Annotated in this window: 20 protein-coding genes and 1 pseudogene; 12 read left to right on the top strand and 9 right to left on the bottom strand. The window is 44.7% G+C overall.

Annotated features, from left to right (window positions below):
- Window positions 1-73: 73 nt before the first annotated feature.
- Both AC2T0J_RS18835 and AC2T0J_RS18830 read right to left on the bottom strand, forming a co-directional pair.
- Entirely contained in the window at window positions 74-1,636 is a 1,563-nt protein-coding gene (locus AC2T0J_RS18835; protein ID WP_489807287.1) for a cation:proton antiporter domain-containing protein, read from the bottom strand.
- 199 nt (window positions 1,637-1,835) lie between these two features.
- Window positions 1,836-2,312, bottom strand: a complete 477-nt coding sequence (locus AC2T0J_RS18830; protein WP_489807286.1) for a hypothetical protein — start codon at window positions 2,310-2,312, stop codon at window positions 1,836-1,838.
- A 249-nt stretch (window positions 2,313-2,561) separates the two neighbouring features.
- Between AC2T0J_RS18830 and AC2T0J_RS18825 the strand changes: the two genes are divergently transcribed.
- The 3 genes from AC2T0J_RS18825 (at window position 2,562) to AC2T0J_RS18815 (ending at window position 5,627) form a co-directional block, all read left to right on the top strand.
- A complete protein-coding gene (locus AC2T0J_RS18825) occupies window positions 2,562-3,440 on the top strand; it encodes a cation diffusion facilitator family transporter (protein ID WP_489807285.1) in 879 nt (292 codons plus the stop codon).
- Between the two features lie 13 nt (window positions 3,441-3,453).
- The gene (locus AC2T0J_RS18820) at window positions 3,454-5,085 is read left to right on the top strand and encodes an FMN-binding glutamate synthase family protein (protein ID WP_489807284.1); all 1,632 of its coding nucleotides are present in this window, start codon (window positions 3,454-3,456) and stop codon (window positions 5,083-5,085) included.
- A gap of 116 nt (window positions 5,086-5,201) precedes the next feature.
- Window positions 5,202-5,627, top strand: a complete 426-nt coding sequence (locus AC2T0J_RS18815; RefSeq protein ID WP_489807283.1) for a universal stress protein — start codon at window positions 5,202-5,204, stop codon at window positions 5,625-5,627.
- Between the two features lie 36 nt (window positions 5,628-5,663).
- Here the strand turns inward: AC2T0J_RS18815 and AC2T0J_RS18810 are convergent, their stop codons facing one another.
- The gene (locus tag AC2T0J_RS18810) at window positions 5,664-6,797 is read right to left on the bottom strand and encodes a mechanosensitive ion channel family protein (protein WP_489807282.1); all 1,134 of its coding nucleotides are present in this window, start codon (window positions 6,795-6,797) and stop codon (window positions 5,664-5,666) included.
- A 152-nt stretch (window positions 6,798-6,949) separates the two neighbouring features.
- Here AC2T0J_RS18810 and AC2T0J_RS18805 point away from each other — a divergent pair, with 152 nt between their 5' ends.
- Window positions 6,950-7,330, top strand: a complete 381-nt coding sequence (locus tag AC2T0J_RS18805; RefSeq protein ID WP_489807281.1) for a diacylglycerol kinase — start codon at window positions 6,950-6,952, stop codon at window positions 7,328-7,330.
- On the opposite strand, the gene AC2T0J_RS18800 is transcribed toward AC2T0J_RS18805, so the two are convergent.
- The 3 genes from AC2T0J_RS18800 to AC2T0J_RS18790 all read right to left on the bottom strand — a co-directional run bounded on the left by AC2T0J_RS18800 (window position 7,310) and on the right by AC2T0J_RS18790 (window position 10,490).
- Entirely contained in the window at window positions 7,310-8,512 is a 1,203-nt protein-coding gene (locus tag AC2T0J_RS18800; protein ID WP_489807280.1) for an MFS transporter, read from the bottom strand. The two genes, AC2T0J_RS18805 and AC2T0J_RS18800, sit on opposite strands and share 21 nt — an antisense overlap.
- Before the next feature lie 198 nt (window positions 8,513-8,710).
- Window positions 8,711-9,160 (bottom strand): cyanase, encoded by a 450-nt coding sequence (gene cynS / locus AC2T0J_RS18795; protein ID WP_489807279.1) that lies wholly within the window; start codon window positions 9,158-9,160, stop codon window positions 8,711-8,713.
- 451 nt (window positions 9,161-9,611) lie between these two features.
- Window positions 9,612-10,490, bottom strand: a complete 879-nt coding sequence (locus AC2T0J_RS18790) for a hypothetical protein (RefSeq protein WP_489807278.1) — start codon at window positions 10,488-10,490, stop codon at window positions 9,612-9,614.
- Between the two features lie 233 nt (window positions 10,491-10,723).
- Here AC2T0J_RS18790 and AC2T0J_RS18785 point away from each other — a divergent pair, with 233 nt between their 5' ends.
- The 3 genes from AC2T0J_RS18785 (at window position 10,724) to AC2T0J_RS18775 (ending at window position 14,324) form a co-directional block, all read left to right on the top strand.
- Window positions 10,724-11,452, top strand: coding sequence for an MBL fold metallo-hydrolase (locus AC2T0J_RS18785; RefSeq protein WP_489807277.1), 729 nt, complete (start codon window positions 10,724-10,726; stop codon window positions 11,450-11,452).
- A complete protein-coding gene (locus AC2T0J_RS18780) occupies window positions 11,442-13,094 on the top strand; it encodes a hypothetical protein (RefSeq protein WP_489807276.1) in 1,653 nt (550 codons plus the stop codon). The genes AC2T0J_RS18785 and AC2T0J_RS18780 overlap by 11 nt, the downstream gene beginning before the upstream one ends.
- A 195-nt stretch (window positions 13,095-13,289) precedes the next feature.
- Window positions 13,290-14,324, top strand: a complete 1,035-nt coding sequence (locus tag AC2T0J_RS18775) for a glycoside hydrolase family 62 protein (RefSeq protein WP_489807275.1) — start codon at window positions 13,290-13,292, stop codon at window positions 14,322-14,324.
- Window positions 14,325-14,557: 233 nt separating this feature from the next.
- On the opposite strand, the gene AC2T0J_RS18770 is transcribed toward AC2T0J_RS18775, so the two are convergent.
- Window positions 14,558-14,626, bottom strand: coding sequence for a hypothetical protein (locus AC2T0J_RS18770; RefSeq protein WP_489810371.1), 69 nt, complete (start codon window positions 14,624-14,626; stop codon window positions 14,558-14,560).
- A 381-nt stretch (window positions 14,627-15,007) separates the two neighbouring features.
- Window positions 15,008-15,724, bottom strand: a pseudogene (locus AC2T0J_RS18765) (IS5 family transposase); the annotation flags it as partial.
- Between the two features lie 323 nt (window positions 15,725-16,047).
- On the opposite strand from AC2T0J_RS18765, the gene AC2T0J_RS18760 reads away from it, so the two are divergent.
- The 5 genes from AC2T0J_RS18760 (at window position 16,048) to AC2T0J_RS18740 (ending at window position 24,466) form a co-directional block, all read left to right on the top strand.
- Window positions 16,048-17,811, top strand: coding sequence for a DUF1302 domain-containing protein (locus AC2T0J_RS18760; RefSeq protein ID WP_489807274.1), 1,764 nt, complete (start codon window positions 16,048-16,050; stop codon window positions 17,809-17,811).
- 18 nt (window positions 17,812-17,829) lie between these two features.
- Window positions 17,830-19,188 carry a DUF1329 domain-containing protein gene (locus AC2T0J_RS18755; RefSeq protein WP_489807273.1) on the top strand — a complete coding sequence of 453 codons (1,359 nt, stop codon included), beginning with the start codon at window positions 17,830-17,832 and terminating at the stop codon, window positions 19,186-19,188.
- Window positions 19,189-19,300: 112 nt separating this feature from the next.
- Window positions 19,301-20,380 carry a WD40/YVTN/BNR-like repeat-containing protein gene (locus tag AC2T0J_RS18750; RefSeq protein WP_489807272.1) on the top strand — a complete coding sequence of 360 codons (1,080 nt, stop codon included), beginning with the start codon at window positions 19,301-19,303 and terminating at the stop codon, window positions 20,378-20,380.
- A 13-nt stretch (window positions 20,381-20,393) separates the two neighbouring features.
- The gene (locus AC2T0J_RS18745) at window positions 20,394-22,742 is read left to right on the top strand and encodes an efflux RND transporter permease subunit (protein WP_489807271.1); all 2,349 of its coding nucleotides are present in this window, start codon (window positions 20,394-20,396) and stop codon (window positions 22,740-22,742) included.
- Window positions 22,743-22,753: 11 nt separating this feature from the next.
- Window positions 22,754-24,466: a sulfatase family protein gene (locus tag AC2T0J_RS18740; RefSeq protein WP_489807270.1), complete on the top strand. Its 1,713-nt coding sequence runs from the start codon at window positions 22,754-22,756 to the stop codon at window positions 24,464-24,466.
- A gap of 14 nt (window positions 24,467-24,480) precedes the next feature.
- On the opposite strand, the gene AC2T0J_RS18735 is transcribed toward AC2T0J_RS18740, so the two are convergent.
- Window positions 24,481-25,449: a helix-turn-helix domain-containing protein gene (locus AC2T0J_RS18735; RefSeq protein ID WP_489807269.1), complete on the bottom strand. Its 969-nt coding sequence runs from the start codon at window positions 25,447-25,449 to the stop codon at window positions 24,481-24,483.
- Window positions 25,450-26,186: the final 737 nt, after the last annotated feature.

Raw genomic sequence — 26,186 nt, 5'->3', positions numbered from 1 at the left:
ATAAAAAACAGTCACATACAAATGATAACGATTATCGGTTTGTCCTTTGTTAGTATTTGGCGCAATACCTTGATTACTCAACTAAAGACAAACTTTCCTCGGCAAAACCCAGTCCGGCCTCAGTAAAGAAGTTAAACACCTTATCGACACCGTTATCAGACAGGGCGGATACTTCGTCCTCATAGCGGGCAATTGCGGCTATCTTTCCGCTATAACCTGCGTTTTTTAGCTGCTTGGTAATGTTGATGGCATCTTCTATGGACGGCAAAGCCAGCAGCACCAGCTGAACATGCCGGATATCCAGATTCTCCCACAGATCGACGTCTTCACCATCGCCATTGATCACATTCATGCCGTCCTTACGCATAGACTGTATTTTGGCACGATCGGCATCCATTCCCCACACGTGGGAATCCGCCAACTTGTTTAACGAGGTAAAGGCGCCAATTCCAACCCGGCCCAGGCCAACAACAAGAATTTTGGCCCGGGTAATTTCGGGATAAATATCCTCCTTTAACCGTACCGGGCTTTCTAACTTCTTAACGTGACCTTTAATGCGTTGATAAATGCTGTGTGAATAGCGGTAAACAATACTGGTAAAGATAAATGAAATTGATGTCGCCACTGCAAGTACCACTAACCACTTTTCACCCAACATGCCAAGGCTAACTGCAAGTGCGCCAACGATTAGGCCAAATTCGCTGTAATTAGACAACACCAGGCCGCCAAGATAGGCTGTTCGGCCGCGCAGCTGCAAACGTGTGAATAGCCAGAAGAACAGCATAAACTTAATGGGAATAATCAGTACCAGCAGGCCTGACATCATTAGCATGTTGATATCCGGCAGGGCAGTTAAGCCAATCGATAAGAAAAAGCCAATCAGGAAAAGATCTTTAAAGGCCAGCAGTGACTTAGCCATTTCAGACGCTTTCGGGTGGGGGGCAAATAATAACCCGAAGATAAGTGCTCCCAAATCGCCTTTGATATTGACCAGTTCAAATAAATGATAACCGCCCAGGGCAAATACAAACCCGGTCAGAGGTAGCAACTCGCCGTGCCCGGACTGGTTAAGCACGCGCTTTAAAACAGGCATTAAAGGAATAATTAACAATAACAGTGGCGCCCACAAACTGGGGATTTTACCGGTTGCGATGACCAGAAAAACCACCGCAAAGATATCTTGCATAACCAGCACGCCAATAGCCAGCTTGCCGTGGCGGGTTTTCGATTCGCCCGCTTCTTCAAGGACCTTTACGACACACACGGTACTGCTGAAAGACAGGGCAAAAGCAATCAGGGCAGCAGATTGCCAGTCCATTTGGCCCGTTATAGCACTCATTACAGTACCAGCGCCAATCAGAAACGCGGTAATCACAACCACCCACAGCAGGGTATGAGCAATACTGCCGGCCCAGACTTCTCGTTTGGATAAATCTTTTAAATTCAGCTTAAGGCCGATGGTAAAGAGCATAATGGTAATGCCCAGATTGGCGAATGTAGTAATAGCAGGGGTGGCTGAAAAGCCAAACGCGTTAAGCAGAAATCCGGCAACGAGATAGCCAACCAACGGTGGGATGCCGATAAGTTTTACGCCCAGGCCACATACAAAAGCGAAGAGTAAAAATATATATTCCATTAAATGCTATCGAATTACTGATTTCCTACAAAATATCACGATAGTTCAATAAGTGGCAAAGTTACTTATGTAAAAATACGTGGCAACGTGGCCGGTATGCCAATGTCTTAATCGGATAGAATCACTATTGAGTGACCAACCCGACAAACAAACTGTATTGGTGGTGACTGGGCTACAAATAAAGGGGAAAGACCAAAGTTCAGCTTGAGCGGGCTTCGGCCATTCTCTTGCTGTGCTCCAGAATATTCAATTCCTGCAGCAACTCGTATTCTCGCACCTTAATGGTCCCCAGTTCAAAGGTGATTTCCCGTTTGCGTTCGATAGGATCGCTCGCCAATGGGGAGTGGTGAACTTCCGCCTTATTTAATGGGGTAACGTTGGAGTATTGCTCAGAGGATGAGAAATTACGCTCAAACGCTCCGGGTATGTATGACGATTTCTGCAAAGACAGACTCTCTGTCGGGCTGCCGTTTTGATCACGATAAGCGGCCATTGACTGCTCTTGGTGTGCGTTAATTTCGTTTGCTCTGTCCATCGCCCGCAATTTACGGGCAAATATTTCCAGACCAACACGATTAACGGTGACGCCGAGCTCCTGGCATTGCTTGTACGTAATGTCGTTGTCTCTGTAATTGTTCTGACGAACTAATCGTTTTACGGTTGCTAATTTTTCCATTTTTGCGCACTTATTATTTTATCCGGCTGTTTGATACCAGAATTTATCGTTATGGATTATTATGATTATAAAAATTGTAAACTAACCAATCCAGTGGTTGGTGTTACAGGTGATTAATTGAGCACGCATTGCTACGAAAGTCAAATAATTGACGAAATATTAAGCACTTTTGCACTTGTAGTGCGTTTAATTGTATGATTTGTGCTGTAAAGTTACTTGACGGAATAAGGTGAAAGTTAGTTGTCGGCAGTGAGTAAGAGAACGTCAAAAAACCGTGCTATCACCCGCGTACTCCTTATCGAAGGGACAGTAAACTTGGTACTGTGCCTGGTAAAAGTGGTTATCGGGCTAATTACCCAGTCTTCGGTGATCCTGGCCGATGCATTACATTCACTTACCGATTTAACCAATAATATTATCGCCGTGGTGGCCATGCGTATTAGTCATAAGCCACCAGATCATTCTCACCCCTATGGTCATCAGAAGTTTGAATACCTGGCTATCTTTATTTTAGCGGTGCTGCTGAGTGTCGTCGCTTTCGAACTTGTCGCTTATGCTATTGAGAATCATGGCCAGATAGTGCAGCAGAGCTATGCCGGGCTGATTATTCTTGTTCTGGCTATTGTGGTTAATTTTACGCTAAGTCAGTGGGAAGGGGCACAAGCAAAAAAGCTAAAGTCAAAACTACTCGCGGCAGATGCCAAACATACTTTTAGCGATGTGCTGACTTCCATTGCCGTGCTGGTTGGCTGGCAACTGGCCGCACTTGGCTATTACTGGCTGGATACGCTGTTTTGTTTACTGGTGGCGGTATTGGTTGGCAAACTGGCCTGGGAGCTTTTTCAACAGGCATTGCCGGTACTTGTTGACGCTGATGTGACAGAGGAACTGTTTACACCGGCACAGCTTGAGGCAATCGTCAGTGAATTTAAGCCGATTGACCGGGTGACTGCTATCCGTAGCCGGGCTATGGGGGAGCAGGTGATATGTGATTTAACCCTGCAAATTAACCCTGAACTATCACTCACTGCGGCGCATACCCTCTCTCATGCGTTCGAAGACCGCCTCAAAGAGGCGTTTGATCTGTATGATGTCATCATTCATATCGAACCGGCCAAATCAACATAATCAAGGAGTTGGTGTGCGACAGTTAATTTTTACCTATCTGATAGCAGCGTTGGTAGTTAGTGTTTTACTGAGTCTGTGGCTCCCATTTTTATGGTGGTTGATAGTGCTCACCGGCGGGTTACTCGGTGTGGCTTTGTACGATGCCCGTCAGCACAAGCATTCTTTATTGGTTAACTTTCCACTGATTGGTCGCATGCGGTGGATCATAGAAGATTTCCGGCCTTTCTTTCAGCAATACCTGCTGGAAACCGAAACCAGTGGCCGCCCAATCAGCCGGATGTTTCGCTCAATTGTGTATCAGCGTGCCAAGGGCAGTATGGATAGCGTGCCGTTTGGCACCCAAATCGATACCTACAAATCTGGTTACGAATGGATTGGTCATTCACTTTCTGCATTAAGCGTTGACGAGCTCGATGACGATCCCCGGGTTGTCATTGGCGGGCCGGATTGTAAACAGCCCTATGCAGCCAGTATCCTTAATATTTCAGCTATGAGCTTTGGCGCCCTGAGTAAGAACGCCGTGCTGGCGTTAAATAAAGGCGCTGCACTGGGCGGTTTTTACCAGAACACCGGCGAGGGTGGTCTTACCCCTTATCACCTTGAAAACGGCGGTGATATTGTGTGGCAGATAGGTACAGGCTATTTTGGCTGTCGCACCAAGGATGGTGGTTTTAATGAATTGGAATTCGAAGAAAAAGCCAACCTGCCGGCGGTAAAAATGATAGAAATTAAACTATCACAAGGCGCTAAACCCGGCCATGGCGGTATCTTGCCGGCTCATAAAAACAGTGAGGAAATTGCTGACATTCGTGGCGTAACCGCTGGTGAAGACGTTATTTCACCGCCGACCCATAAGGCTTTCACCACACCGCTGGAAATGCTCGAGTTTATTCAGAAACTACGTGAATTGTCCGGTGGCAAACCTATTGGTTTTAAACTGGCATTGGGCCGAAAAAGTGAGTTTTTGGCAATCTGTAAGGCCATGAAGCAAACGGGTATCACACCAGACTTTATTACCGTGGATGGCGGCGAAGGCGGCACTGGGGCAGCCCCCTTGGAATATTCGAATTCTATTGGTTTTCCGCTCAGGGAAGCTTTGGCTTTTGTTGATGATGCCCTGGTGGGGTTTGACCTTAGAGACCGAATTAAAATTATTGCCTCAGGTAAAATAATTACCGCATTTCAGATTGTGAAAAACCTCTCCCTGGGGGCTGATTTATGTAACAGTGCCCGGGGAATGATGTTTGCTATCGGCTGTGTGCAGTCTTTGTCTTGTAATACCAACACCTGTCCAACTGGTGTCGCTACGCAGGATCCAAAGCTCTATAAAGGACTGGATGTGAATCACAAGAGTCATCGTGTGGCCATGTTCCATAAGAAAACCATCCTGGCTATGGTGGATATTTTGTCGTCTACCGGTCATAGCAATACCGAGAACCTGAATCGTACGCACATATTTCGCCGGGTCGATCAACACACCGTATTACGTTACGACGAAATATTCCCGTTAATTCATCCGGGAAGCTTTATGGATGAAGACGATGCGCCTAAAGCATATCAGTTACATTTAAAAGAAGCATGCGCATCGACCTTTAAACCGGCGAATACCCTGGCTGAGGTGGATCATGAAACCCAGTCGGTTTAGCAGCGGTGTATAAAAACAGTTTTGCTGATAACTTAATATATTGATAAATATCAAATAGTCATCGTGCAGATGTACTACACTAGGGTAAACAAAACAGCCAAACAAGGAGGCTGACAATGAGTGGTTATAACAGCGTTTTAGTTGCAATTGATGTATTTTCCAACGAGCACAACAAAGTGGTGGAAAAAGCACTGGAGATGGCAGGTTCACCGGGCAAAATAAACCTGATTTACGTTGCCTATCCGCAAACTAATTTTGAGCCCTATGGCTTATTCTTAGAGCGGGATTTTTCCGAAGAGGTGCGCGAACAGGCCCTCAAGAAACTGCAGGGCATTGCCGATGGACACAGCATTCCCAGAACTCACCTGCATGTGGCGATAGGCTCAGCTCCCGAAGAAATCCATGAGATGGCCAAAAAACTCAGTACCGATTTAATCGTTATGGGCACTCATGGCCAAAGCGGTGTGCAATTACTTCTTGGCTCCACTGCCAATTCCGTGCTGCACGGTATCGAATGCGATTTGTTGGCCGTTAAAGTATAAACGTGGTGCGCACAGTCGGATGTGCTGTGCGCTAATCTATCGTTTAGTTTCGGTTGCCATAGATTGACCGGTGTTGAGGTGTTCGGCGTTACGACCTGCCATGACTGCTTCAGCACCTTCCTGCTGTAAGTTTAGTGCAGTAATAGGGAATGGAATAACAATATGCTCTTCGTTAAAGCGCTTGTGGAGTGCTTTGATGAACATTGACTTTACAAAGAAGCGATTAAAATACTCCTTCGTTCTTAGCATCACGGTAAAGTTAATGCTGGAATTATCGAAAGTGTGGAATACCACAAAGGGATCGTAAGTCTCTACCCCCCATTCGTGCTCGAGCAATACCTGATTGGCCACTTCTAAAGTGATTTTCTCTACAAATTCCAAATCAGAATTATAGTGTACGCCCACTTCTACCGGCACTGATAGTTCTTTTTCCGGATAGTAGTAATTGATGATTTTCGATTGCGATACTTTGCCGTTGGGAACAATAACGATATTGTTTGGCAGCATTTTTATCCAGGTTGAACGCCAGCCAATTTTGTCCACAAAACCCTGTTCGCCGCTTTCCAGTTCGATGAAGTCACCAATACGGAAGGGCTTGTCGATAAGAATTTGCACGCCCGAGAAGAAATTTTCCAGGGTAGGTTGCAAAGCCAGCGCAACTGCCAGGGAAGTGATCCCCAGCGAGGCAATTAATGGGGTAACAGAAATACCCAGGGAGCCCAACACCAGCAACACACACAGACCAATAAGCAGCGCTCTGATGGCGCCACTCGCTATACTGCGGGTGTTATTCAGCAACGGCGAGCGGGAGGCATAAACTTTAATAGCGTAGGTGATCCAACGTTCAACAAACAAAATAAGCGTAATGATGACCATTGCCTGGATAACATGGCCGAGGATCTCAGTATCTTCTTTAGGCAACGCGCCGGTGATGGTTAAGCTATAGCGAGCCAGCCACAACAGTATTGTGAATATTGTCAGATTAAGTGGTGCGTTGAGGGCGAGGACCAGCACCTGGTAAAAGTGATTGTGCTCGCTATCCTGTTGCTGCATCTGAGCGCGCAAACGCACCAGAAAAAGGCGTTTTGCAATGTATAAAACCACTATAATAGCAAGGCAACCGCCGGCAACCATGCTTTGCTTTGTTGTCAAAACATCAATAAATTCCATGACTTAAGATTCCCTTAATCTAATTGCACTACACTATAGAAAATGAACCAATTCATTACGCTGCAATCTACACACCATACATTCATCATCGTGGCCTGAGATTGTGGTATAAATTAGCCTGGCGTAGTGCGCAGTGAAGTTATGGAGCAGTAATGTTTGTCACCAAAGTTACCGGTATTAAACGGTTATATTATGCAACCTGGTATTCACTCAAAGGGCTGAAAGCGGCGTTTTTGAGCGAACCCGCTGTACGCCAGGAACTGGCCTTGCTGGTAATTGGTGCCATGTTAAGCTTTTGGTTGGATGTGACGGCGGTAGAGCGAGTGCTAATGGTTAGCAGCCTGCTGTTAATCATTATTGTTGAACTGCTCAATAGTGCCATAGAAGCCGTGGTGGATAGAATAGGCCCAGAAATTCATGAGCTCAGCGGCAAGGCGAAAGATATCGGCTCGGCCGCTGTTTTTGTGGCGATCATGCTGGCTTTATTTTGCTGGGCAACCTTTTTGTATCCGTTAATTATCAATCTTTTTTAAACGGCGCAGGTCTTTAAACCAATAGGCGCCACCTGCCGCCACAGCCATAGCACAGGCACCACCGAGTAAAGTAGCTCCAACAGGCCCTATGACTGCGGCAACGGCACCAGCGCGAAAATCCCCAAGCTGGTTTGAAGAGGCGATAAAAATGGAATTGGCCGCACTGACCCGGCCGCGTAGCGCATCAGGTGTGTTTAACTGCACAACAGCGCCACGAATGACCACGCTTATCATGTCGGAAGCGCCGTAAACGAACAACGCGCAGGCCGCAAGCCACAGGGTTTCAGAAAGGGCGAAAGTGATAATGGACAAAGCAAACACCCCCAGTGAGACAAACAGGGTTGGACCGGTGTATTCGAATTCGGTTTTAAACCGGGATAAGTAGATGCCCATTAATACCGCACCTGCCGCTGGCATGGCACGCAGAAAACCCAGCCCTTCAGGCCCCACGTCAAGAATATCTGCTGCGTACACCGGCAACAGTGCGACGACACTGCCGAAAAGCACAATCAACAAATCCAGACTTAGACTGCCGAGCACAATTTGATTTTGCCTGACAAAACGTAAGCCGCCGAGTAAATCTCGTTTTCCTTTGCCTGTATTGGCTGCGCCCATGGTAGGGATTTGGTAAAAGCAGGTGAGGGTGGCAACAGCGGCAGCTACCAACAGCCAGTAGATATTGCGATCTAACAGGGCAATCAGAATACCTGCCACAAATGGACCTACGGTAAGCGCAATATTCCACACTGTGCTGGTGATGGCTACGGCCTGATTTAAATGATGAGACGGTACCAGATTTGGTAGCGTAGCCTGTAATGCCGGCGACATAAACGCTTTACCACAACCGTGTAGGCTGATTAACGCCAATAGTAACCACTTGTTGAAGTCCGGCGTCATCATTAGCAGCGCAAAGCCACTGAGTACCGCCAATTGCATGGTAGCACCAGCCAGCAGAATTCTGCTGCGGGAAATATGGTCGACCGCCCAACCAGTGATAGGAAATAATAAATACACCGGCACAATCTGGAACAGGCCTACCAGCGCTAAATCGAATGGATCGCCTGTGCGTTCGTACAAATGCCAGGCAAAAGCCACTGCCATAATAGACTCGATGGCACTAAAGATACCTCGTCCGAATAAAAACCAGACAAAGCGGGGGGTAAATACCGAAGATTGCGTCATTATTGAAATTACATATAGGGGCAGGGCGTTAAAGCCATTTAAACAATTGCGCCATGCTACCAGATCACCATGGCACTTTGGTGTAAGTTTGGACAGGACAAACAGATTTTCAGTTAGAATTGGTTAAGAATAACCCAAAAAGGCGCAACCTAAACAGTGTTAGGTTGCGAAACCGGCCGGGAACAGCCAATGAAACCTTTAATACATTTTGTAAGGCAGGAATTTACCTGACATGACAACGTGAACTCTGTCGCCTTTGGGGTCTTCCTCGCGCTGCAAATCCATTGAGAAGTCGATAGCACTCATGATGCCGTCACCAAACTCTTCGTGGATAAGCTCTTTGAGGGTGGTGCCATAAACATTCACCAGCTCATACCAACGATAAATTAGTGGATCAGTTGGTACTTCAGTGGGTAAAGACCCTTTATAAGGGGCAATTTGTAGCCAGGCTACGGCTTCATCACTGAGTCCCAGAAGTGCACCTACACCTTCAGCCTGCTCTTTAGTCATGGCCATCTGGCCTAAACACGCCGCGGTGCTCCATTCTTTTGACTGACCTACAACTTCAGCAATTTCAGACCACTTAATTCCCTTGGTGATTTTGGCAGACTGGATCATTGCAGTAACCTGGGTACGATCGGTAATCATGATGTTAGCTTCCTGTATTGGGTTAAACGATATTAAGTTTCGGACACAAAAAAACGCCCATGCTGTTACCAGCAAGCTGGCACAGCATGAGCGTCTTTGCTCAAACACATAGACCGTGTTTATGAATCAATTTGTTCATAAAAAGGAAGCATTAACGATGCCATATCAATAAAGTTTTATTAAACAACGGTATAGGTGATTTGGATAGGGCACGATAATGCGCGAATGATCTATAATGGCGCAAGATACCTACCTCTAAGCACCACGTTAGCGCGAAACTCTCGCTGATATCGCAGTTTCTTTAGCCCTGACTTAGATTGCCAGCTTTTTGATATTTCTTTAAGAAACATATGGCCAGCAATGAACCACAAAAACATGTCATAGAACACGTTTTGTCGGTGCTCTGATAATTCCTGTCGCCTGAGCGTTAACACCTGGTCTTGCATGCCTATTAAGCTGGCTGGTATTGCACTACTCTAATGAACACAGGGCCGTTCGATGCGTGTGGATTATCTGGTCCGAAGAATTGATACCAGTCGATTTCTAATTGGGTTGAACCGTCATTATCCAGAACAGCCTGCAGGTGTTCTTCACCATTATAACGGTTGAAAAGTTCACTTAATGTGTTCAGATGCCTGTCGTAGTTCTCTAGCATTCTATTTCTGCTTGCAGGATTTTCTATTTGCGCAATTGCAGCGAAGATCAGTTCAGGCTGACGGCGGGTTTTAAAATTATATAGGGATAAAAATTCGAACAGGCTCCTTTTTTCAGTGGTACCGCAGGATAACTGACGTTCGCGGTAATGATTATCAAAGTGCCACGCTTTAAACTTTTCTAACGTCAGCAATCCTTCGCAATGATTAGCTCGTTCGTAAACTTCCTGTAGAGCAAAAAACACCTGAGAGCTGCCAGGAGCTGGCTCGTTTTGCAAATATTCGTGCCATGCGTTTAATGGTTTATCCAACAAAGGTGCTACACCGATGGCTCTGGCATGAAAATAGTGACGCTGTGGAACTGATTCGGTTGTCAGGTTATTCAGAAAAATAGTACTTTTATTAGTCTGAATATATTCATAGTCAAATTGCCAGATACCGCGGTAATAATTAAAAACCTCGGTAAGTTCGGCGGCAGTGGCAGGGCGGTTGGTTGCTTCCAACTCGTACATGATGGCCGGCGGGTTAGATTTGATGTCTTTAGGAAAGAGCATGTTCAGGGCAAGCCAGGCAATCATTACAGACAACAAGATGCCCAAACCAAGAGCAAATTTAACTTTACCACCGTCTTGCTGATCGTTAAGCAAAGTGAGTTTGTCTTTGATGATGATATGCATGAATGGCTGCCTCCCAGATGCCTTGCATGTTCTTATTAGTATTAAAGTGAGCCTGAATGACTCAACCTCTCATACCATGTAAGCACATTTTAACTACTACATTTACGCAAATATCGTTGATTACTATACAATTGAGGCCGCTGTATAGTAGGTTTGTGTTTTGTTTGGGTCTGCGGTTTATATATTTACGAAGCAGATTCGTTATCGTCATTGCCAGTGAAGGTGCAGATTTTATGGATATTGTTTTCAAAATGGTGGGAACGGGGAGTTCAGACTCCGACACAATGTTTAATACAGGTGCCGCAATAGTCAAAGCGTCCGGAGCCTTTTTGATTGACTGTGGATTCACCATTAAAAGCGCCTTGAACGCCTGTAGCATCGGATTCGACAATATATCCGGTATTTTCATCAGCCATGTGCATGGTGATCATGTATTTGGTTTAGAGCGCGTTGGCTACGAATATTTGTTTCGGCTGCAACGAAAAGTGCCCCTTTATTTAAAACGCGAAATTTATGATGAGTTGTGGCACCAGACCCTAAAAGGTTCAATGGGTAGAATTGGTGAGGGTGACGCCACACTGGAAGATTTTTTTGATGTGCGGTTTATTGATCAGAACCAGTTTAGCTTTGAGGGCGTCAATTATGAGGTCTTCGAAGTGTCGCATACGCCCGGTAAGCCGTGCTATGGCATTTGTATTAATCGGAAAATACTGTATACCGCAGATACCCTGGCCATTCCGGAAATAGTAAAACATTACGATTACGATTTTTGCTTTCATGATGTGTCATTGCATGAAGGTAACCCGGTGCATGCAAACCTGAGTTCATTACTGGAATATCCCGATAGCGTAAAACACAAGATGCTGTTAATGAGTTATGGTGATGACTGGCCATCATTCGAAGGTGTTGTGTCAGAACATTTTATGGGATTTGCTAAACAGGGAATGAGCATTGAATTATAAGACGTTTCATTGCGTATTTACCGAACCGAAACATTCAAGATTTTCGGTTATCATTGGTGAGGATAAAACGCTTTACTTTGTGTACTGGCTGGAACTTAAAAAGCTGGGCATAAGGCACCTTGGAGCTGGTGAAGAACTATGTGCCCAATTTTTACCTAAGCCAAAAAAGACTATCGAACGCGGTTTGGCGTTGGAGTCGGCAGTCTGTTTTGATCAACCCAGCGAATTTCCTGATTTTGAGTATTACGTAGGCGAAAAATTCAGTCAGGAGCAGTTATCGTTGCTCCTTCAAAAGGATGTCCCTTTAATTGTTTTCAAACAATGCAAGTTCGGCTTAGTGAATATCGAAGAGTTAAAGCTTGCCAGCCACTGCGCTTTTTTTGACTGTGATTTCGTTGACGATTTCAGACTAATAGCCTGCAGCATTCCGGGTAACCTGTGGTTTTGTAGTAGCAGATTTAGCAAACATTTCAGTTTAAAATCATCCAATATCGAACATAACCTGCATATGGAGTCCTGCGATTTTAGCGGGCCGGGAGGGGTATCTTTGCGCGGCCTGTCGGCTTCTAATGTGTATCTGGATTTTGGTGTGCTGGGCTGTGAAGACATTATCTGGTTCAATGAAGTGGCAATTCCCGGTGTAGTTTCAATAGGTGGTACCTTTCACAATGATATCGAAGTTATCGGTAATCAGGACCAGGAAACGGAAACGAACAGGGGAGTAATCACCGGTTTTTATGCCGGACGGGAACTCTATGATTCTGAGACCGCTAATACCACAACCCTAAATGGCAAATTAAGGGTTAAAGACTCTGATATTAAAACCGTTTTCCTAAACAACACCACAATACAAGACTGTTCCATCAGTCAATGTAAAGCAGACTCCATTAACCTGACTGATACTACGATAGTTAAAGACCTAAGCATTTCTCATGCAGTTTTTGAAAAGCCCGAGATAGCATCTCTGTGTTTGCAGCGCACTTCCATAGAACGTCACATGCGACTTTTCAACAATCATTTTGTTGGCAACCTTGCGCTTCAAAATTCAACCATAGACGGCAATGCTTATATTGAAGACAATCTACTTGAGGCATGTAAGTTGCAGCTTAACCGACTTAGTGCGGCAAGGCTGGTGTTTCTGCCCATTCACGAAATCTACGTTAAAAAGCGACATTTCCCGCTTTCACTGGAACCCAGGCAGTTTATCGTTCAGGAGCAGGATGCGGATGATAAAACGGCAGAATTATATTGTTCATTAAAGAACTGGTTTAGTGATACGGGCCAACTTGACGCCGAGGATGACGCATACTTTTTTATGCGTCAGAAGCAACCTCATTTCGCAGCAACCCGGTTATTGTTCGGTCATGTTTTTGGTTGGGGCGTGAGACTCAGAAATATTGCTATATCGTCGTCCCTGATCATTTTACTGTTTATGTTTTTGTTCCGGCTGTTTCAGCCTGATATGAGCTGGCATGCTTCGCTTGCGTTGAGCGTTCAGGGATTTACCGGAAATTTTTTTGGTAAGTGGCCGGATTATGAACCCAGCGGTCATATTGCAGCACTAACAGTTTTGGAATCCGTTGCCGGAATTGTTTTTATTACCGTCTTTATAGGTGCATATATACGTAAGTTGTTGCGGTAAATGAGAGTACAAAGCTCATTGTTTACTGGGAAATCTGGTGCCCAATTTAGTAAATAACGCAAAGTAGTTCGTTTATAAAATAATTTCATCTCGCAGCGATATTCATACTATGGCTGGTGAATTTACATCCCCTTAACAGTGATCCTGTCGGTCTCGGGAGAATTCACTGAAATGTACATCAGCAGGAATAATGAGATGAAGTTTAACCAGAAGGTTTTAGGTGCGGTGCTGGCATCCGTATGGCTGGCAGCATGCACAGGTACAAATAGTTCAGTTCACAGCGAGGTCGCTAAAACCTGTACATTACCCTCTAAGTTTCATTGGGAAGCCAGTTCTGCACTGGTTTCGCCTAACGAAGGCATATTCGGTATTAAAGATCCTTCAGTGGTTTACTACAACGATAAGTACCATATTTGGGCCACTATAAATGATGGTCACTGGAAATCGGTGTATTTCAGCTTTGCTGACTGGCAAAAGGCGTCTAAGGCTGTTCAACAACCTATGGATGGTACAAAAGTGGGCAACACGGTTGCGCCCCAGGTATTTTATTATCGCCCGCATAACAAGTGGTACAGTTTTACACAGTGGGGGCGGGGCTATTCAACTACCAGCGATATAACGGATGTTAATAGCTGGACAGCCAGAAAAGACTTTTTGCAGAATGGCCCTCCTGTTGAACAAGGCAAGCCGGAACTCGATTACTGGGTAATTTGTGACGATGTGAATTGTCATTTGTTTTTCTCAAGGGATGATGGTGTGCTTTATAAATCCAAAACCTCCAGAGAAAACTTTCCAAATTTTGTGGGCTATGAAGTGGTAATGGAAGACCATCGCGGTAACGGCAATAGTTTCTTATTTGAAGCGGCCAATGTATATAAAGTAGATGGTACTGATCAATACCTGTTGTTGGTAGAAGCCTATAACAGTGAGGACGGTGCTTATGGACCGAGATATTTCCGTTCGTGGACAGCTACAGATTTAGATGGGCCATGGACTCCACTGGCTGATACCGAACAAACCCCCTTTGCCGGAAATGCCAATGTAGACTGGGTCGAGGGTAAATGGGCAGACGGGATCAGCCACGGTGAAATGATCCGCTCGGGCTATGATGAATACCTCACCATTGACCCTTGTAATTTACAGTTTGTATTCCAGGGTGACTCCGGGCCATCGCTTAATGGTGGTTACGGTGGTGAACCTTATAAGCTAGGCGTATTACGCCTTAAATAACCAGGTATTTATGGAGACCTGGTAAATGGGCAGTCTTGCTATCAGATTATTCTCCGGATAAAAAAGGTTATCGCACCGAAAAACGGATTTGTAGATGAGAAAATGACTGAAAAAACTATGGTATTGATTGTTAACGAAACAGAACCCCAGAAGGGTTCTGATTGAATGTTTGCCCAGTCATAGTGTTTCCAACCAGGTTGCTTAAGCCTTGTATCAATTAATAAAAGCTCAGGTTAAGCGATTTTTCTGCGTCTACGCACATCAGCCAGACTCAGTAATCCTAAACCAAAAATTGCTAACACAGATGGCTCAGACACTTCATTTGTTGTGGTTGAACCGTTCAAGGCAAAGGGAGCTCAACGGTAAGTTGATTACCGCTATCATTCAGAGTTGTAAACAAACCGCCTGAAGCGGCTTGTTGTGCGTTGCCGGTACTGGCATCTGATACTACTGGTGTCCATGGGCCTGAGAAGGAGTCACTTGTTAAGAGTTTAATAATATCCTCTGTGCAAACATTGCTTCTCACTTTAGATAATTCACAGTAAAGGTAGTGTTGCGAATGCTCACTACAATTCTTTACGTTGAAACTTTATCTGGTTATTTGGGGTGATGAATGCCATTTTGTAGGTGATTAAATCATGATTGTATAAAGTCTTGTGCAACTTTGGCTAGGTATAGACACCCAAGACGTCAACTTGCCTATCTTTACGTTCTTGCCGTTTCTCTACCCCTTGATATCCGGCATCGCCAGAGATGAATTCCTCATCGCCATACAGTAAGTTATTCAATGGGTTCAGGTCATGCTCGTTGGCGGCGGTGGTCACCAGCGTATGGATGAGACCGCTCTTGGCATTCCCCCAATATGGGCTTTCATGCCGAAGTGCCATTCAGTGCTTTTTTGGGTCTGATGCATGTCCGGGTCGCGCTGCTTGTTTGTTCTTGATGTAGCTAGGCGCTTCAATAATCGTGGCATCTGTCAGTGTGTACCCTTCGTCATCATCACACCGCAGTCCGACAGCCATTGATTAACCATTTTGAATCGTTTGCGCGTCAGCTTGTGCTTTTCCGCCAAGTGCCTGAAGTTCATGATGGTGGTACGGTCGGGTATGGCCTTATCCAGTGACAGTTGTGCGCACTGGCGTATTGACGCAGTTTCATATAACGCATCCTCCATCGCTTCATCACCAAAGCTATACCATTGCTGTATACAGTGAATACGGAACATGGTTTCTATGAGTAGGAGCGCCTACCGTTGCCTGCTTTAAGGTAAAAGGGATCAATCACTTCCAGCGGTTGAAACCACGGCACAAATTATCCATTCGGGATAGGGAAACTTCGCGACGAGTCTGGCGACGTTTGCTGGAAAACTCGCTATCGGCAACAGTTAACGGTTGGCTCATGGGCATTGGTGATTGAGATTTACCATGCCGCTATGATCTGATCTCACATCAGGGTCTTATTCGCATCTTCCTTAGCTTAAATTGTTTTATTCCCATTGAATGTAAACGGTATTTCTAAGGTCAACAGCCCCTAGTGATCTATCTGTCGAAAAGTCATTCCAGTCAATGAAGTACAGGTTTGACCACAATTTAAATGCGCAATTGCGATACCGGTTGCGCTTTCCTGTTACCACCACTGCCAACTCTGTCTGTATAAATCTACCTTGCAACAAGATGTTTACAAAATAAAAACAAACAACCCTATTAATTAAGTGGTGAATTTAATGAAATCTAATCGGTTTGAAGCAGTGCATCGCTATCGCGAGCACCGATTTTCTAGGCTAGCAATTGCTATGTGTTTGTCCGGAGTAATCTCGACATTATCACCAGCAGTAGTCGCTAAAGAATTTTCACTTGGAGAGGATTGGCAAGGCACATTTGATACTACAGTAACTTACTCGGCAATGCTCAGGTTGAGAGACCCTGACAGAACTCAAATGGAAATTGGAGCAGATGGTATCCCGGTATTGCCAGCGGTTACTGTTGCTACTGCTCATAACCCTAATGCTGATGATGGGAATTACAATTTCGGTAAGGGTGATATCGTAAGTAATGTCATCAAACTCGGCTATGACTTTGAGTTAAAGAATAAATTAGAAAGTGGCAATACTATAGGTTTCTTCAATCGAGTGCTTGGTTACTATGATCAGGTGATAATGCATGAGGGAACAGATTACGATGGTACTAATGAGATTTCAAATAGCCATGTGTTTGTCGGGGAGTCGCCATATGACTTTAGTGACGAAACAAAAGATATGGCAGGTAAAAATATTAGAATCCTGGATGCTTTTGCATATTTTCAGGGCTTTATTGGCGAGACCGCACTCACGGTTCGGTTAGGTGATCAGGTAATTAATTGGGGAGAGAACGCCTTTATTCAGTCGGGTATAAGCAACGCAATTAATCCAGCTGATATTACTCAGGCTCGATTACCCGGCACTGCTGTCAAAGACATCCTTTTACCTCAGGGGGCATTATTTACAAGCGTCGGTCTCACTAATTCGCTGACTGTTGAAGGGTATTATCAATACGACTGGCAACCTACTATCGCTCCGCCTACAGGGACGTTTTTTTCTACCAACGATTTTATAGCGGAAGACGGCGGTAAAGCTATCCAAACACCGGCAGATGAAGGGCACCCAGCAGAAGGGAACTCGGGATGGCTACGTGGACCGGATCTGGATGCAAAGAATAGTGGTCAGTGGGGCCTTGCGGTACGTTGGTTTTCAGAAGCGCTCAACGAAACCGATTTCGGTTTTTATATTGTAAATTATCACTCCAAACTTCCCTCTGTTGGTGTGTCCGGACCACCGACAAATGTAGATCCAAATGCTTATTACAATATCGGCTATCTTGAAGATGTTCGTCTTTACGGTATCAGTTTCAACACCGTGGCATGGGAAACCGCTTTCTCTGGTGAGATTGCCTACCACGAGGATACTCAGGTGCAAACAACACAATTTGGTAGTCCCGCTATCGTTAAAGGAGTGGCGAATCCCGGAACTCGAAATGGTTTGGTAGTTACACCGGAGAATGTTGTCGTTGCTCAATTAACTATCAATAAAAACTTATCGACTACCGATGGGTTCAGAGATTTGGCTGACGCTGTTGGTTTTATTATTGAACTTGGGGCCGTTTATACACCAGGCCTCAAGGATGGCGAAATCTTTAGAGGCCCAGATGTAGCTGATCAATTTGCGTGGGGTTATAAAGGCCGCCTTAGTCTCACCTATTTTGATGGCGTAGGCCAATATGTAAGGGCTCTTTCTGGCACTGACCTCGGCGTTAACGTCAACTTTTCCCATGATGTAGACGGTATTTCAGCCATCGCAGCAGGTAGTTTCACAGACGGAGCTAAATCCTTCGGCGTCAATATCAGTGCGAACTGGCAAAACACACTAGAAGCCTCGTTTGGGGTCAACTACTTCTTCGACAGTATTGTGGACGACAGAGACAATCTGTCACTCGCTATTAAGTATATGTTTTAAAGAACTTAAGGGTAAAAGATGAAAAATTTTCGAAACGTTGCATTCCTATACATATCAATTTGTTTGAGTAGTAGTGCCAATGCGGCAGTCACCGAAGAGATGGCTAATCGGCTTGGAAATACATTAACTCCAATGGGAGCCGAAAAAGCGGGTAATAGTGACGGCTCTATTCCTGCCTGGGATGGTAGCGGTATCAAGAATATTCCCGCTAACTATCAGGGGCCTGGAAGTATTCACCCGGATCCTTACATAGATGAGAAGCCTTTGTTTGTGATTGATGCAAGCAATTACCAGCAATATGATGACGCGTTATCGGTAGGGCAAATAGCGCTGTTTGAGGCTTATCCGGAAACTTTCAGAATGCCGGTTTATCCTACTCACAGAACAACCACATACCCTGACTGGTATGTTGAGAATACCCGCAAATTAGCAACAACCGCGGAATTAGAGACTGATGGTAACGGAGTAAAGAATGCTCACGCCGGGATTCCGTTTCCTCTCCCACAAAATGGTACTGAGGTTATCTGGAACCATTTACTGCGCTACCAGGGGAAGTATCAAGAGCTTTCACTTACTCAGGTAACTCCGGATATTAATGGTCGGTTTATCGAGGATAAAATTGACAGATTCCAAGTGTTTCCATACTACATTGAAAATGATGAATCCGGTATCCTTACCAAGTTCCTAGCCTCACAAACGGCACCGGCCAAAGTTGCGGGCGATACATTTCTTGTGCATGACTACATAAATCCTAGCGAAAGTAAGCGCAATGTCTGGCGATACATCTCAGGTCAACGAAGAGTCCGCCGAGCGCCGGTCTTTGAGTATGACACACCCGTACCGCCTTCATATGGTTATAGAACCATGGATGACTTCGACATGTATTTTGGCGCACCAGATAAATACAACTGGACCCTCATTGGTAAAAAAGAACTGTACATTCCGTATAACAATTATCGACTGCAAAGCGAAGATATTTCTTATGAGGAACTGATAACACCCTTCCATATCAACCCAACCTATACGCGCTATGAAAAGCACAGAGTGTGGGTGATAGAGGCTAACCTTAAGGACGATGAACGCCATATCTATAAAAAGCGGGTGATGTATATCGATGAAGACAGCTGGGCTGTGGCGATTATCGATAAATATGACGAGCGCGATCAGATCTGGCGTGTATCGTTTAACTACTTGAAAACATACTGGGAGGCTCAGGTTACCCACGAAGCACTCCAGGTGCACCATGATTTAATTTCTCAGCGATACAACGCTCTGCCACTCGTAAATGAAGAGGGCGGTACCTTTAATTTTGATAAACCTATTCCTGAAGAAAAGTTTTTCACGCCAGACTCATTACGCCGCCTGGGTACTCGTTAAATAGCACTGTTGCGCTTTCTGTGCAGGCGCAGGCACAAAGCCTGCACTGGGCAGAGGCGTAATTAGAAATATCCCAGGCTTAAAAAACAGCTGTCTTTATTCGGAACATATTATGAAAACCATCTTAGTCAGAATGTTTTTACTGACTTTTTGTTTGCCGGGTGCGGCTTTAGCAGACCGGCAAAATGAACCAGCAATAAAGAGTGAACATGCAATTCACTCCTTTCTGTTTGATGCGGAAACCCGACACGGATTACAGGTTATCGCAGGTGAACGAGGACATATACTTTATCGAGAACATTCTTCAGAGCCATGGCTACAATCATCAGTGCCAGTGAGAGTAAATCTCACGGCTGTAAGTTTAGGAGACCCCGCAAAACTTTGGGCTACAGGACATGATGGAATAGTGCTCAGCAGCAGTGATGCTAAAGTTTGGCAAGTGGCTCTATCAGGCGAGACTCTGGTTAATCTTGCAAATTTGACAGTAGAAGAACGCTTGTCATTGCTAGAACGGCAAGACCCCAACTCGGATCTGATTTACGACCTGCAATTTATTCGAGATGAAATCGCATACAGCTCAAAGGACGGTGGAGCTGCGAGCCTTTTTGATATTCATATGCAAGCGTCGGGAATTGGCATCATCGTTGGCGCTTTAGGCTGGGCTTTCAAAACCGAAGATCACGGCGTCAACTGGACATTTATTACTCCAGACTTACCAAACCCTGGCTTATTACATTTATACAGCACAACCGCAACACCTGCTGGCATGATGTTTATAGCCGGAGAGGGTGGGTTGCTTTTTCGTTCGGTAAACGGCGAGGAGTGGGAGAGTGTTTCATTGCCTTACGATGGCACCATTTTAAAGGTACACGCTACGGATCGTAATGGAGAGCTTTATTTGTTGGGGATGGGAGGCAAAATTCTTCACTCCTTAGATGACGGGAATAGCTGGTCTCTAATTCAATTAGAAACGTCTTCGGTATTGCAGGGGATTTGTACGCTATCTGACGGTGGCGCGATTGTAACCGGTTTAGGTGGACAGGTTTATTACGTTGAGCGTAATTCCCAAAAAAATATTCCATTTGCTGGTCGCCAGCATTTATCAGCTCCAGTTTGTACTGATCGCAACTTTCACGTTGTCGGACAAGGTGGCATTTATCCATTAGCAGTTCCCTCTGCTTTCATGCATTAAGCAAGGATTTTTGATGACTTCAACAACAAATACAGAGCGATTTATAGAGAGAACACTGTTTAATCACAGGAGGTTTGTTCTTTTCGCAGGTTTTCTGATCACTGTGTTTCTGGGCTACAACGTGTCTCAGCTAAAGCTGGCACCTTCGTTCGAGAAAATGATCCCCCTGGAGCACGAATATATTCAGACATATCTCAAACATCAACAAGATGTACCAAGTGGCAACAGCATTCAGATTGCTGTCGCGACGGAACACGGCGATATTTTCACACCTGAGTACTTAGAAACACTTAGGCAAATAAGTGATGATGCGTTTTTTATTTCGGGCGTTGACCGAGCAGCGATGAAGTCGTTATGGACTAAAAACGTAACCTGGATTGCTGTTACAGAAGAAGGATTCGATGGTGGAATTGTGATTTCAGACGATTATGATGGCACTGAAAGTACAATTCCGTTAATTAAGCGTAACGTGATGCGATCCGGGGTCATTGGTAGCCTGGTGGCGAATGATTTTAAGTCAACCATAATTCAGCTTCCCATATTGACTGTCGATCCGCAAACTGGAGAAAAACCCAATTACAAGCAACTCTCAGATCAATTAGAAGACCTTCGAGAGAAATATCAAACTGCAGATATCTCTCTGCACATTGTCGGATTTGGTAAGTTGGTAGGTAACCTAATTGACGGGGTTGGGGCTGTTGCGATGTTCTTCGTGATTTCAGTATTGCTAACATTGGCTTTACTTTATGCGTACTCGCGATGTATCAGGGCCACCATACTCCCTGTATTTTGTTCAATTCTGGCGGTTATCTGGCAACTTGGATTACTCAATGTACTCGGATTAGGGCTGGATCCGTATTCTATCCTGATTCCTTTTCTTATTTTTGCTATTGGTGTGAGCCATGCGGTTCAGATTGTCAATGCTGTGGCCATAGAATCAGGTCGTGGTAACAATAAAGAAGATGCCGCCAGACTCGCATTCAGGGATTTGGCTGGTCCAGGGTTGTCTGCCTTATTGAGTGATGCTATCGGCTTTTTAACACTTTTGCTTATTCCGATTATGGTTATTCGAGAACTCGGAACAGGGGCGACCGTTGGTGTACTGGCACTGGTACTGACCAATTTGGCTATTCTTTCGGTATTATTTTCCTATGTCGGTATAAGCCAGCGTGGCGTGGAGCACGCTACTCATCGTGAAAACAAACCGGATAAACTGGCTGACTCGTTGTGTATGGTGACCACCAAGCCGTTTGCCCGATATGTTGCAATGATTGCAATCGTCATTCTGGGACTAGGGCTTTATTACAGCCAAGATCTTACTGTTGGTGATCTTGATAAAGGGGCGCCTGAGTTTCACGCTGACTCCCAATACAATCAAGATGTTGGATTTATCGTTGATAACTACACGACCAGTTCAGACATGCTTGTACTGATGGTTGAAACCGGAGATTACCAGTGTGTTGCCTACGAGACGCTGGAAATAATGGACCGTCTGCAGTGGCGTTTAGAGCAACTCGATAGCGTTCAAAGCGCAGAGTCCGCGGTTAATCACACCAGTAAGATGAGTGTATTGCTCAATGATGGGCAGCTTAAATGGTATAATCTGCCAAGAAACCAGAAAGCAATATTCTCAAATGTACAGTCTTTGCCGGAAGGGGTCTTTTATAATAACCCTTGCGATCTTAGCCTGATTTATGTCGCTCTGAATGATCATAAAGCTGATACGTTAAACGAGGTTGTCAGTGCAGTACAAAAATTCATGGACGAGAATAATGACGAGGAAGTGCGTATCTTACTCGGGGCGGGTAATGCAGGTATAGCTGCTGCGACTAACCAGGAAATAGATCGTTCTCAAACACTTATTCTGATTGCCGTTTACAGTGTCGTCACGGTGATGGTTTTACTTACATTTAGGTCCTTTAAGGCTGCTATCTGCATTATTTTGCCGTTAGCTCTGACTTCTGTTCTTGGTCAGGCTCTGATGGCGCAGTTAGGGATTGGGGTCAAAGTTGCGACTTTGCCAGTTATCGCCTTAGGGGTTGGTATCGGCGTCGATTATGGTATCTATATATTTAGCCGGACTCAATACTACCTTACTCAGGGACTCAGTCTGCGCCAGGCTTACGACAATTGTTTACGTACAACGGGAAAAGCCGTCACTTTTACAGGACTGACTCTTGCTTTGGGCGTATGTACCTGGTTTTTTTCACCGATAAAGTTTCAGGCCGACATGGGGCTGATGCTTACCTTTATGTTTCTCTGGAATATGTTGGGCGCCCTTACTTTGCTCCCGGCTCTGCTTTATTTCCTAAATGAGAATCAGCAGCACGACGCTGACTCATCTGTTTCAGATTTATCCTAGGAGTAATTCACATGGAAAAGTCACGTTTAAATTTTGCTTCTTTCCTTAGTGTTGTCGCTGCAGGTTTACTGGTCATAAGTCAACCTGCCAATTCGCAGACGTCAAAGACAGACAATCCTAATGTACTGTTTATCGTTGTCGATGATCTTGGGTATTCAGATATTGGACGTTTTGGCGGAGAAATTGACACTCCGACCTTAGATGCTCTGGCCGACGAAGGAATTCAGCTCACCAATTTTCATACAGCACCAACCTGTTCGCCTACCAGAGCTATGCTGCTTTCAGGAAATGACAGCCACCGAGCCGGATTGGGCAACATGGCTGAAGTACTTCAACCTAATCAGAAAGGGAAGCCGGGGTATGAAGGTTACTTGAACAGGCTGGTTGCAACGTTGCCTGAAGTGCTTCAAAACAATGATTATCATACGTATATGGCAGGGAAATGGCACCTGGGTCGAAGCGAAGATCAAAGTCCGGCTGCCAGAGGCTTTGATAAGTCATTTGCTCTTCTGCAAGGGGGCGCGAGTCATTTTGATGATCAGAAAGGGGTGATTGCCAATGATCCTATAGCGCTGTATAGAGAGGATGGGAAACTGGTATCGGTGCCTGAAGGATTTTTTTCCTCTCAGTTTTATACTGACCAAATCATTCACTACATTGACAGTAATGCTGACAGTGGAAAGCCATTCTTTGCTTATGCTGCGTACACTGCTCCCCATTGGCCGTTGCAAGCACCAGATGAATATCTGGATAAATATAAAGGCTTGTATAAAGACGGTTATGAAATAATTCGAGAGAGTCGCCTTAAGCGAATGAAAGCAATGGGTATTATTGCGAATGACATCGATGCTCATGTAAAGATTGACGGCCTTCCAGACTGGGATGATTTATCTGAATCAGAGCGAATCAAGGAGCAGCGTAAAATGGAAGTCTATGCTGCTATGGTGACAAACCTGGATTACCATATAGGTCGATTATTGGATTACCTATCCCGAACCAATCAATTGGAGAACACTCTGATTGTTTTCATGTCTGATAATGGTGCAGACGGCAACAGTCCAGCCCCACTACCAGGCAACAAAACCTGGATTGAAAGCGAATTTAATAATGAGCTCGCTAATTATGGTCGCCGTAACTCATATATTTGGTATGGACCTCAATGGGGGCAGGTGAGTGCTACCCCATTCAGTTTGTTTAAAGGGTTTACGGCACAGGGAGGGATTGTTGCTCCGGCTATTGTTAAGCTGCCTGGTAAGCAGGTACCTAAAGGAATACAGTCTCAATTTGTCAGTGTAATGGATATCATGCCCACGGTGCTTGATGCACTAAACATTGAACAACCTCAAACACGTTTCAATGGCAGAACGGTATTTCCTATTCAGGGGCTGTCTGTGCTTCCACAGCTTCAGCATCAGCAAAAACTGTCTGCACCGCGTCAGATAGGCTGGGAGCTTTTTGGTCGTAGAGCAATGAGAAAAGGTGATTGGAAAATTCGTTACCTTGAACCGCCTTTCGGAACAGGTCGGTGGGAACTGTTTAATTTGGCAGTGGATCCGGTTGAGCAGCGTGACCTCGCTGACGTTAAACCTGAGAAACTGGCTGAGCTTTTAGCCGCCTGGCAGGTGTATGTTGAAGAGAATGGCGTGTATGTCTCGGACTTAGAAAAAATGAAGAAAATAGGCTACTCGTTTAAAACGTGTTTGTATGAAACTTGCGTAAACTAATGAAAATATGAATTTTATTTATTATTTATATTTTTCAACGTGTCAGAAGGTTTCTCATCAAACATAGACTGATACAGGGCCGCGAAGTGACTGGCATGGCAAAAATTGAATTGTTCAGCCACTTCGCCAATATTAACCTCACCTGGCTCACTCGACAGGAGTATGTTTCGCACAGCATTGAGTTTTTGCTGTGTAACATATTTCATTGGACTCAGGTTGTAGTTTGCCTTGAACGCATTCTCGAGAGAACGTCGACTCGATTGAGTCAAACTAACCAAATCCTGAACGGTAATTGAATTTCGAATATTAGCTTCGATAAACTCGACTGATTTTTTAAGATGAAACGGAAGCAATTTACGCGTACAGAAATGGTGAGGTGAAGGCAAGCTAGACGACAAGCTTTCAATTAATAACTGTTCCCAATGTTGCTGTACCCGGGAATTATCCAGTAAATCGTTACCTGTATAACTTTGTTGAATAATACAGTTTACCAATGCAAGTAAGTCTGCAATTGCACTATTGTGTTGATTTAATAGAATTTCGTCATCTGTGAGGCTCAGAGTCTCTGAAATGTCAAAGTAATCTCGGATGGATTGCGAATCAATGGTGATGACAATGGCTTTTGTTTCTAGTTCCCAGATAACGTCGGTAAAGGAACCGGCAGGAAAAAGAAAAACTTGCCCCAACGAAATAGAGCGACCGGTGCGGCGGCTGTATACTTTCCCCAAAAGTGGCACAATCAAACAAAAATGTTTAAGTGACACTGAGCGGGCGAGCATCTTCCTGCCCCACATGGCGGCGCTTAGCTTGGACTTACCAACAGATTGGGAGGTCACCATTATTTCACTGGTCTGGCGAGAATTGAGGGCCATAAATTCTCGTTCTTCAACCAGGTTGTTGATAAGTGTAACAGCTTCATCCAGATCATTAGATTGCAGTAAGGTATTTTTCTGAAATGGAAGCAAAACCGGCGAAGTGTTCATTTACTTATTTCCTGAACAGTGGTTTTTACAATAAATTAACACAACGTTTGGATTAAATTAATGTTTATTTCTCATCCTTGTAAGAAAATAATTAAAGATAATGAAGACCTTAATCATTAGAGTCGTTAGGGCAGTTGTTGGCTACCTGTTTAGAGTGACTGCCTCAACCGTGCACTCTGAGTAAAATATTCGCGTAAAAAAGGGATTTTAGCGAGAATTCTATTCCACTTAAGTAAACCAGCTAAGAAACGCTTTCAGGAGCGGTAACTTTAGGACTCAATTAGTGGTTATTAAACCTACCCATAAAGGCACGGCTATTTCATCTGGATTGTATTAAAGCACCGTATGTTGGGGGGAGGGTAACTTCAAACCACTTTAAATTTAACCATGTGCGGAGACCTCAAGACTTTTGAGGTCCAAATCGAAATCCCCCTCGAAGCCAAGCTACCGAGGAATGGAAACTTCCCACCAGAAAGATTTGGACGAGTAGTTTATGTTTATTCATAAGCTACTCCAAGTTCCCTTATGAGTAGCTTACTACCGAAAGTCCCAGCCATGTAGAAATTAACTTCCATTAGGAGAGATTGGCTATGTTTTACCGTTTTAAATCTGTGGAAAGGCAAACACTTGCCGGGAGAGGCCTACCGGTTAATGGTTATTTAGTGGTGACAAGGCTTTTTCAGGGAAAAAGTCACCATATTTACTGTAGGAAACCTATGGTATGTCTCTTGCTGTCT

The organism is Alteromonas sp. ISO5 (genome assembly GCF_058105165.1).
This window is presented reverse-complemented; position numbering and strand designations above follow the sequence as displayed.

Coding starts and splice junctions, on each gene's coding strand:
- AC2T0J_RS18835 (WP_489807287.1), bottom strand. CDS start 1,636: ATGGAATATATATTTTTACTCTTCGCTTTTGTATGTGGCCTGGGCGTA.
- AC2T0J_RS18830 (WP_489807286.1), bottom strand. CDS start 2,312: ATGGAAAAATTAGCAACCGTAAAACGATTAGTTCGTCAGAACAATTAC.
- AC2T0J_RS18815 (WP_489807283.1), top strand. CDS start 5,202: ATGAGTGGTTATAACAGCGTTTTAGTTGCAATTGATGTATTTTCCAAC.
- AC2T0J_RS18810 (WP_489807282.1), bottom strand. CDS start 6,797: ATGGAATTTATTGATGTTTTGACAACAAAGCAAAGCATGGTTGCCGGC.
- AC2T0J_RS18805 (WP_489807281.1), top strand. CDS start 6,950: ATGTTTGTCACCAAAGTTACCGGTATTAAACGGTTATATTATGCAACC.
- AC2T0J_RS18800 (WP_489807280.1), bottom strand. CDS start 8,512: ATGACGCAATCTTCGGTATTTACCCCCCGCTTTGTCTGGTTTTTATTC.
- cynS (WP_489807279.1), bottom strand. CDS start 9,160: ATGATTACCGATCGTACCCAGGTTACTGCAATGATCCAGTCTGCCAAA.
- AC2T0J_RS18790 (WP_489807278.1), bottom strand. CDS start 10,490: ATGCATATCATCATCAAAGACAAACTCACTTTGCTTAACGATCAGCAA.
- AC2T0J_RS18785 (WP_489807277.1), top strand. CDS start 10,724: ATGGATATTGTTTTCAAAATGGTGGGAACGGGGAGTTCAGACTCCGAC.
- AC2T0J_RS18775 (WP_489807275.1), top strand. CDS start 13,290: ATGAAGTTTAACCAGAAGGTTTTAGGTGCGGTGCTGGCATCCGTATGG.
- AC2T0J_RS18760 (WP_489807274.1), top strand. CDS start 16,048: ATGAAATCTAATCGGTTTGAAGCAGTGCATCGCTATCGCGAGCACCGA.
- AC2T0J_RS18755 (WP_489807273.1), top strand. CDS start 17,830: ATGAAAAATTTTCGAAACGTTGCATTCCTATACATATCAATTTGTTTG.
- AC2T0J_RS18750 (WP_489807272.1), top strand. CDS start 19,301: ATGAAAACCATCTTAGTCAGAATGTTTTTACTGACTTTTTGTTTGCCG.
- AC2T0J_RS18745 (WP_489807271.1), top strand. CDS start 20,394: ATGACTTCAACAACAAATACAGAGCGATTTATAGAGAGAACACTGTTT.
- AC2T0J_RS18740 (WP_489807270.1), top strand. CDS start 22,754: ATGGAAAAGTCACGTTTAAATTTTGCTTCTTTCCTTAGTGTTGTCGCT.
- AC2T0J_RS18735 (WP_489807269.1), bottom strand. CDS start 25,449: ATGAACACTTCGCCGGTTTTGCTTCCATTTCAGAAAAATACCTTACTG.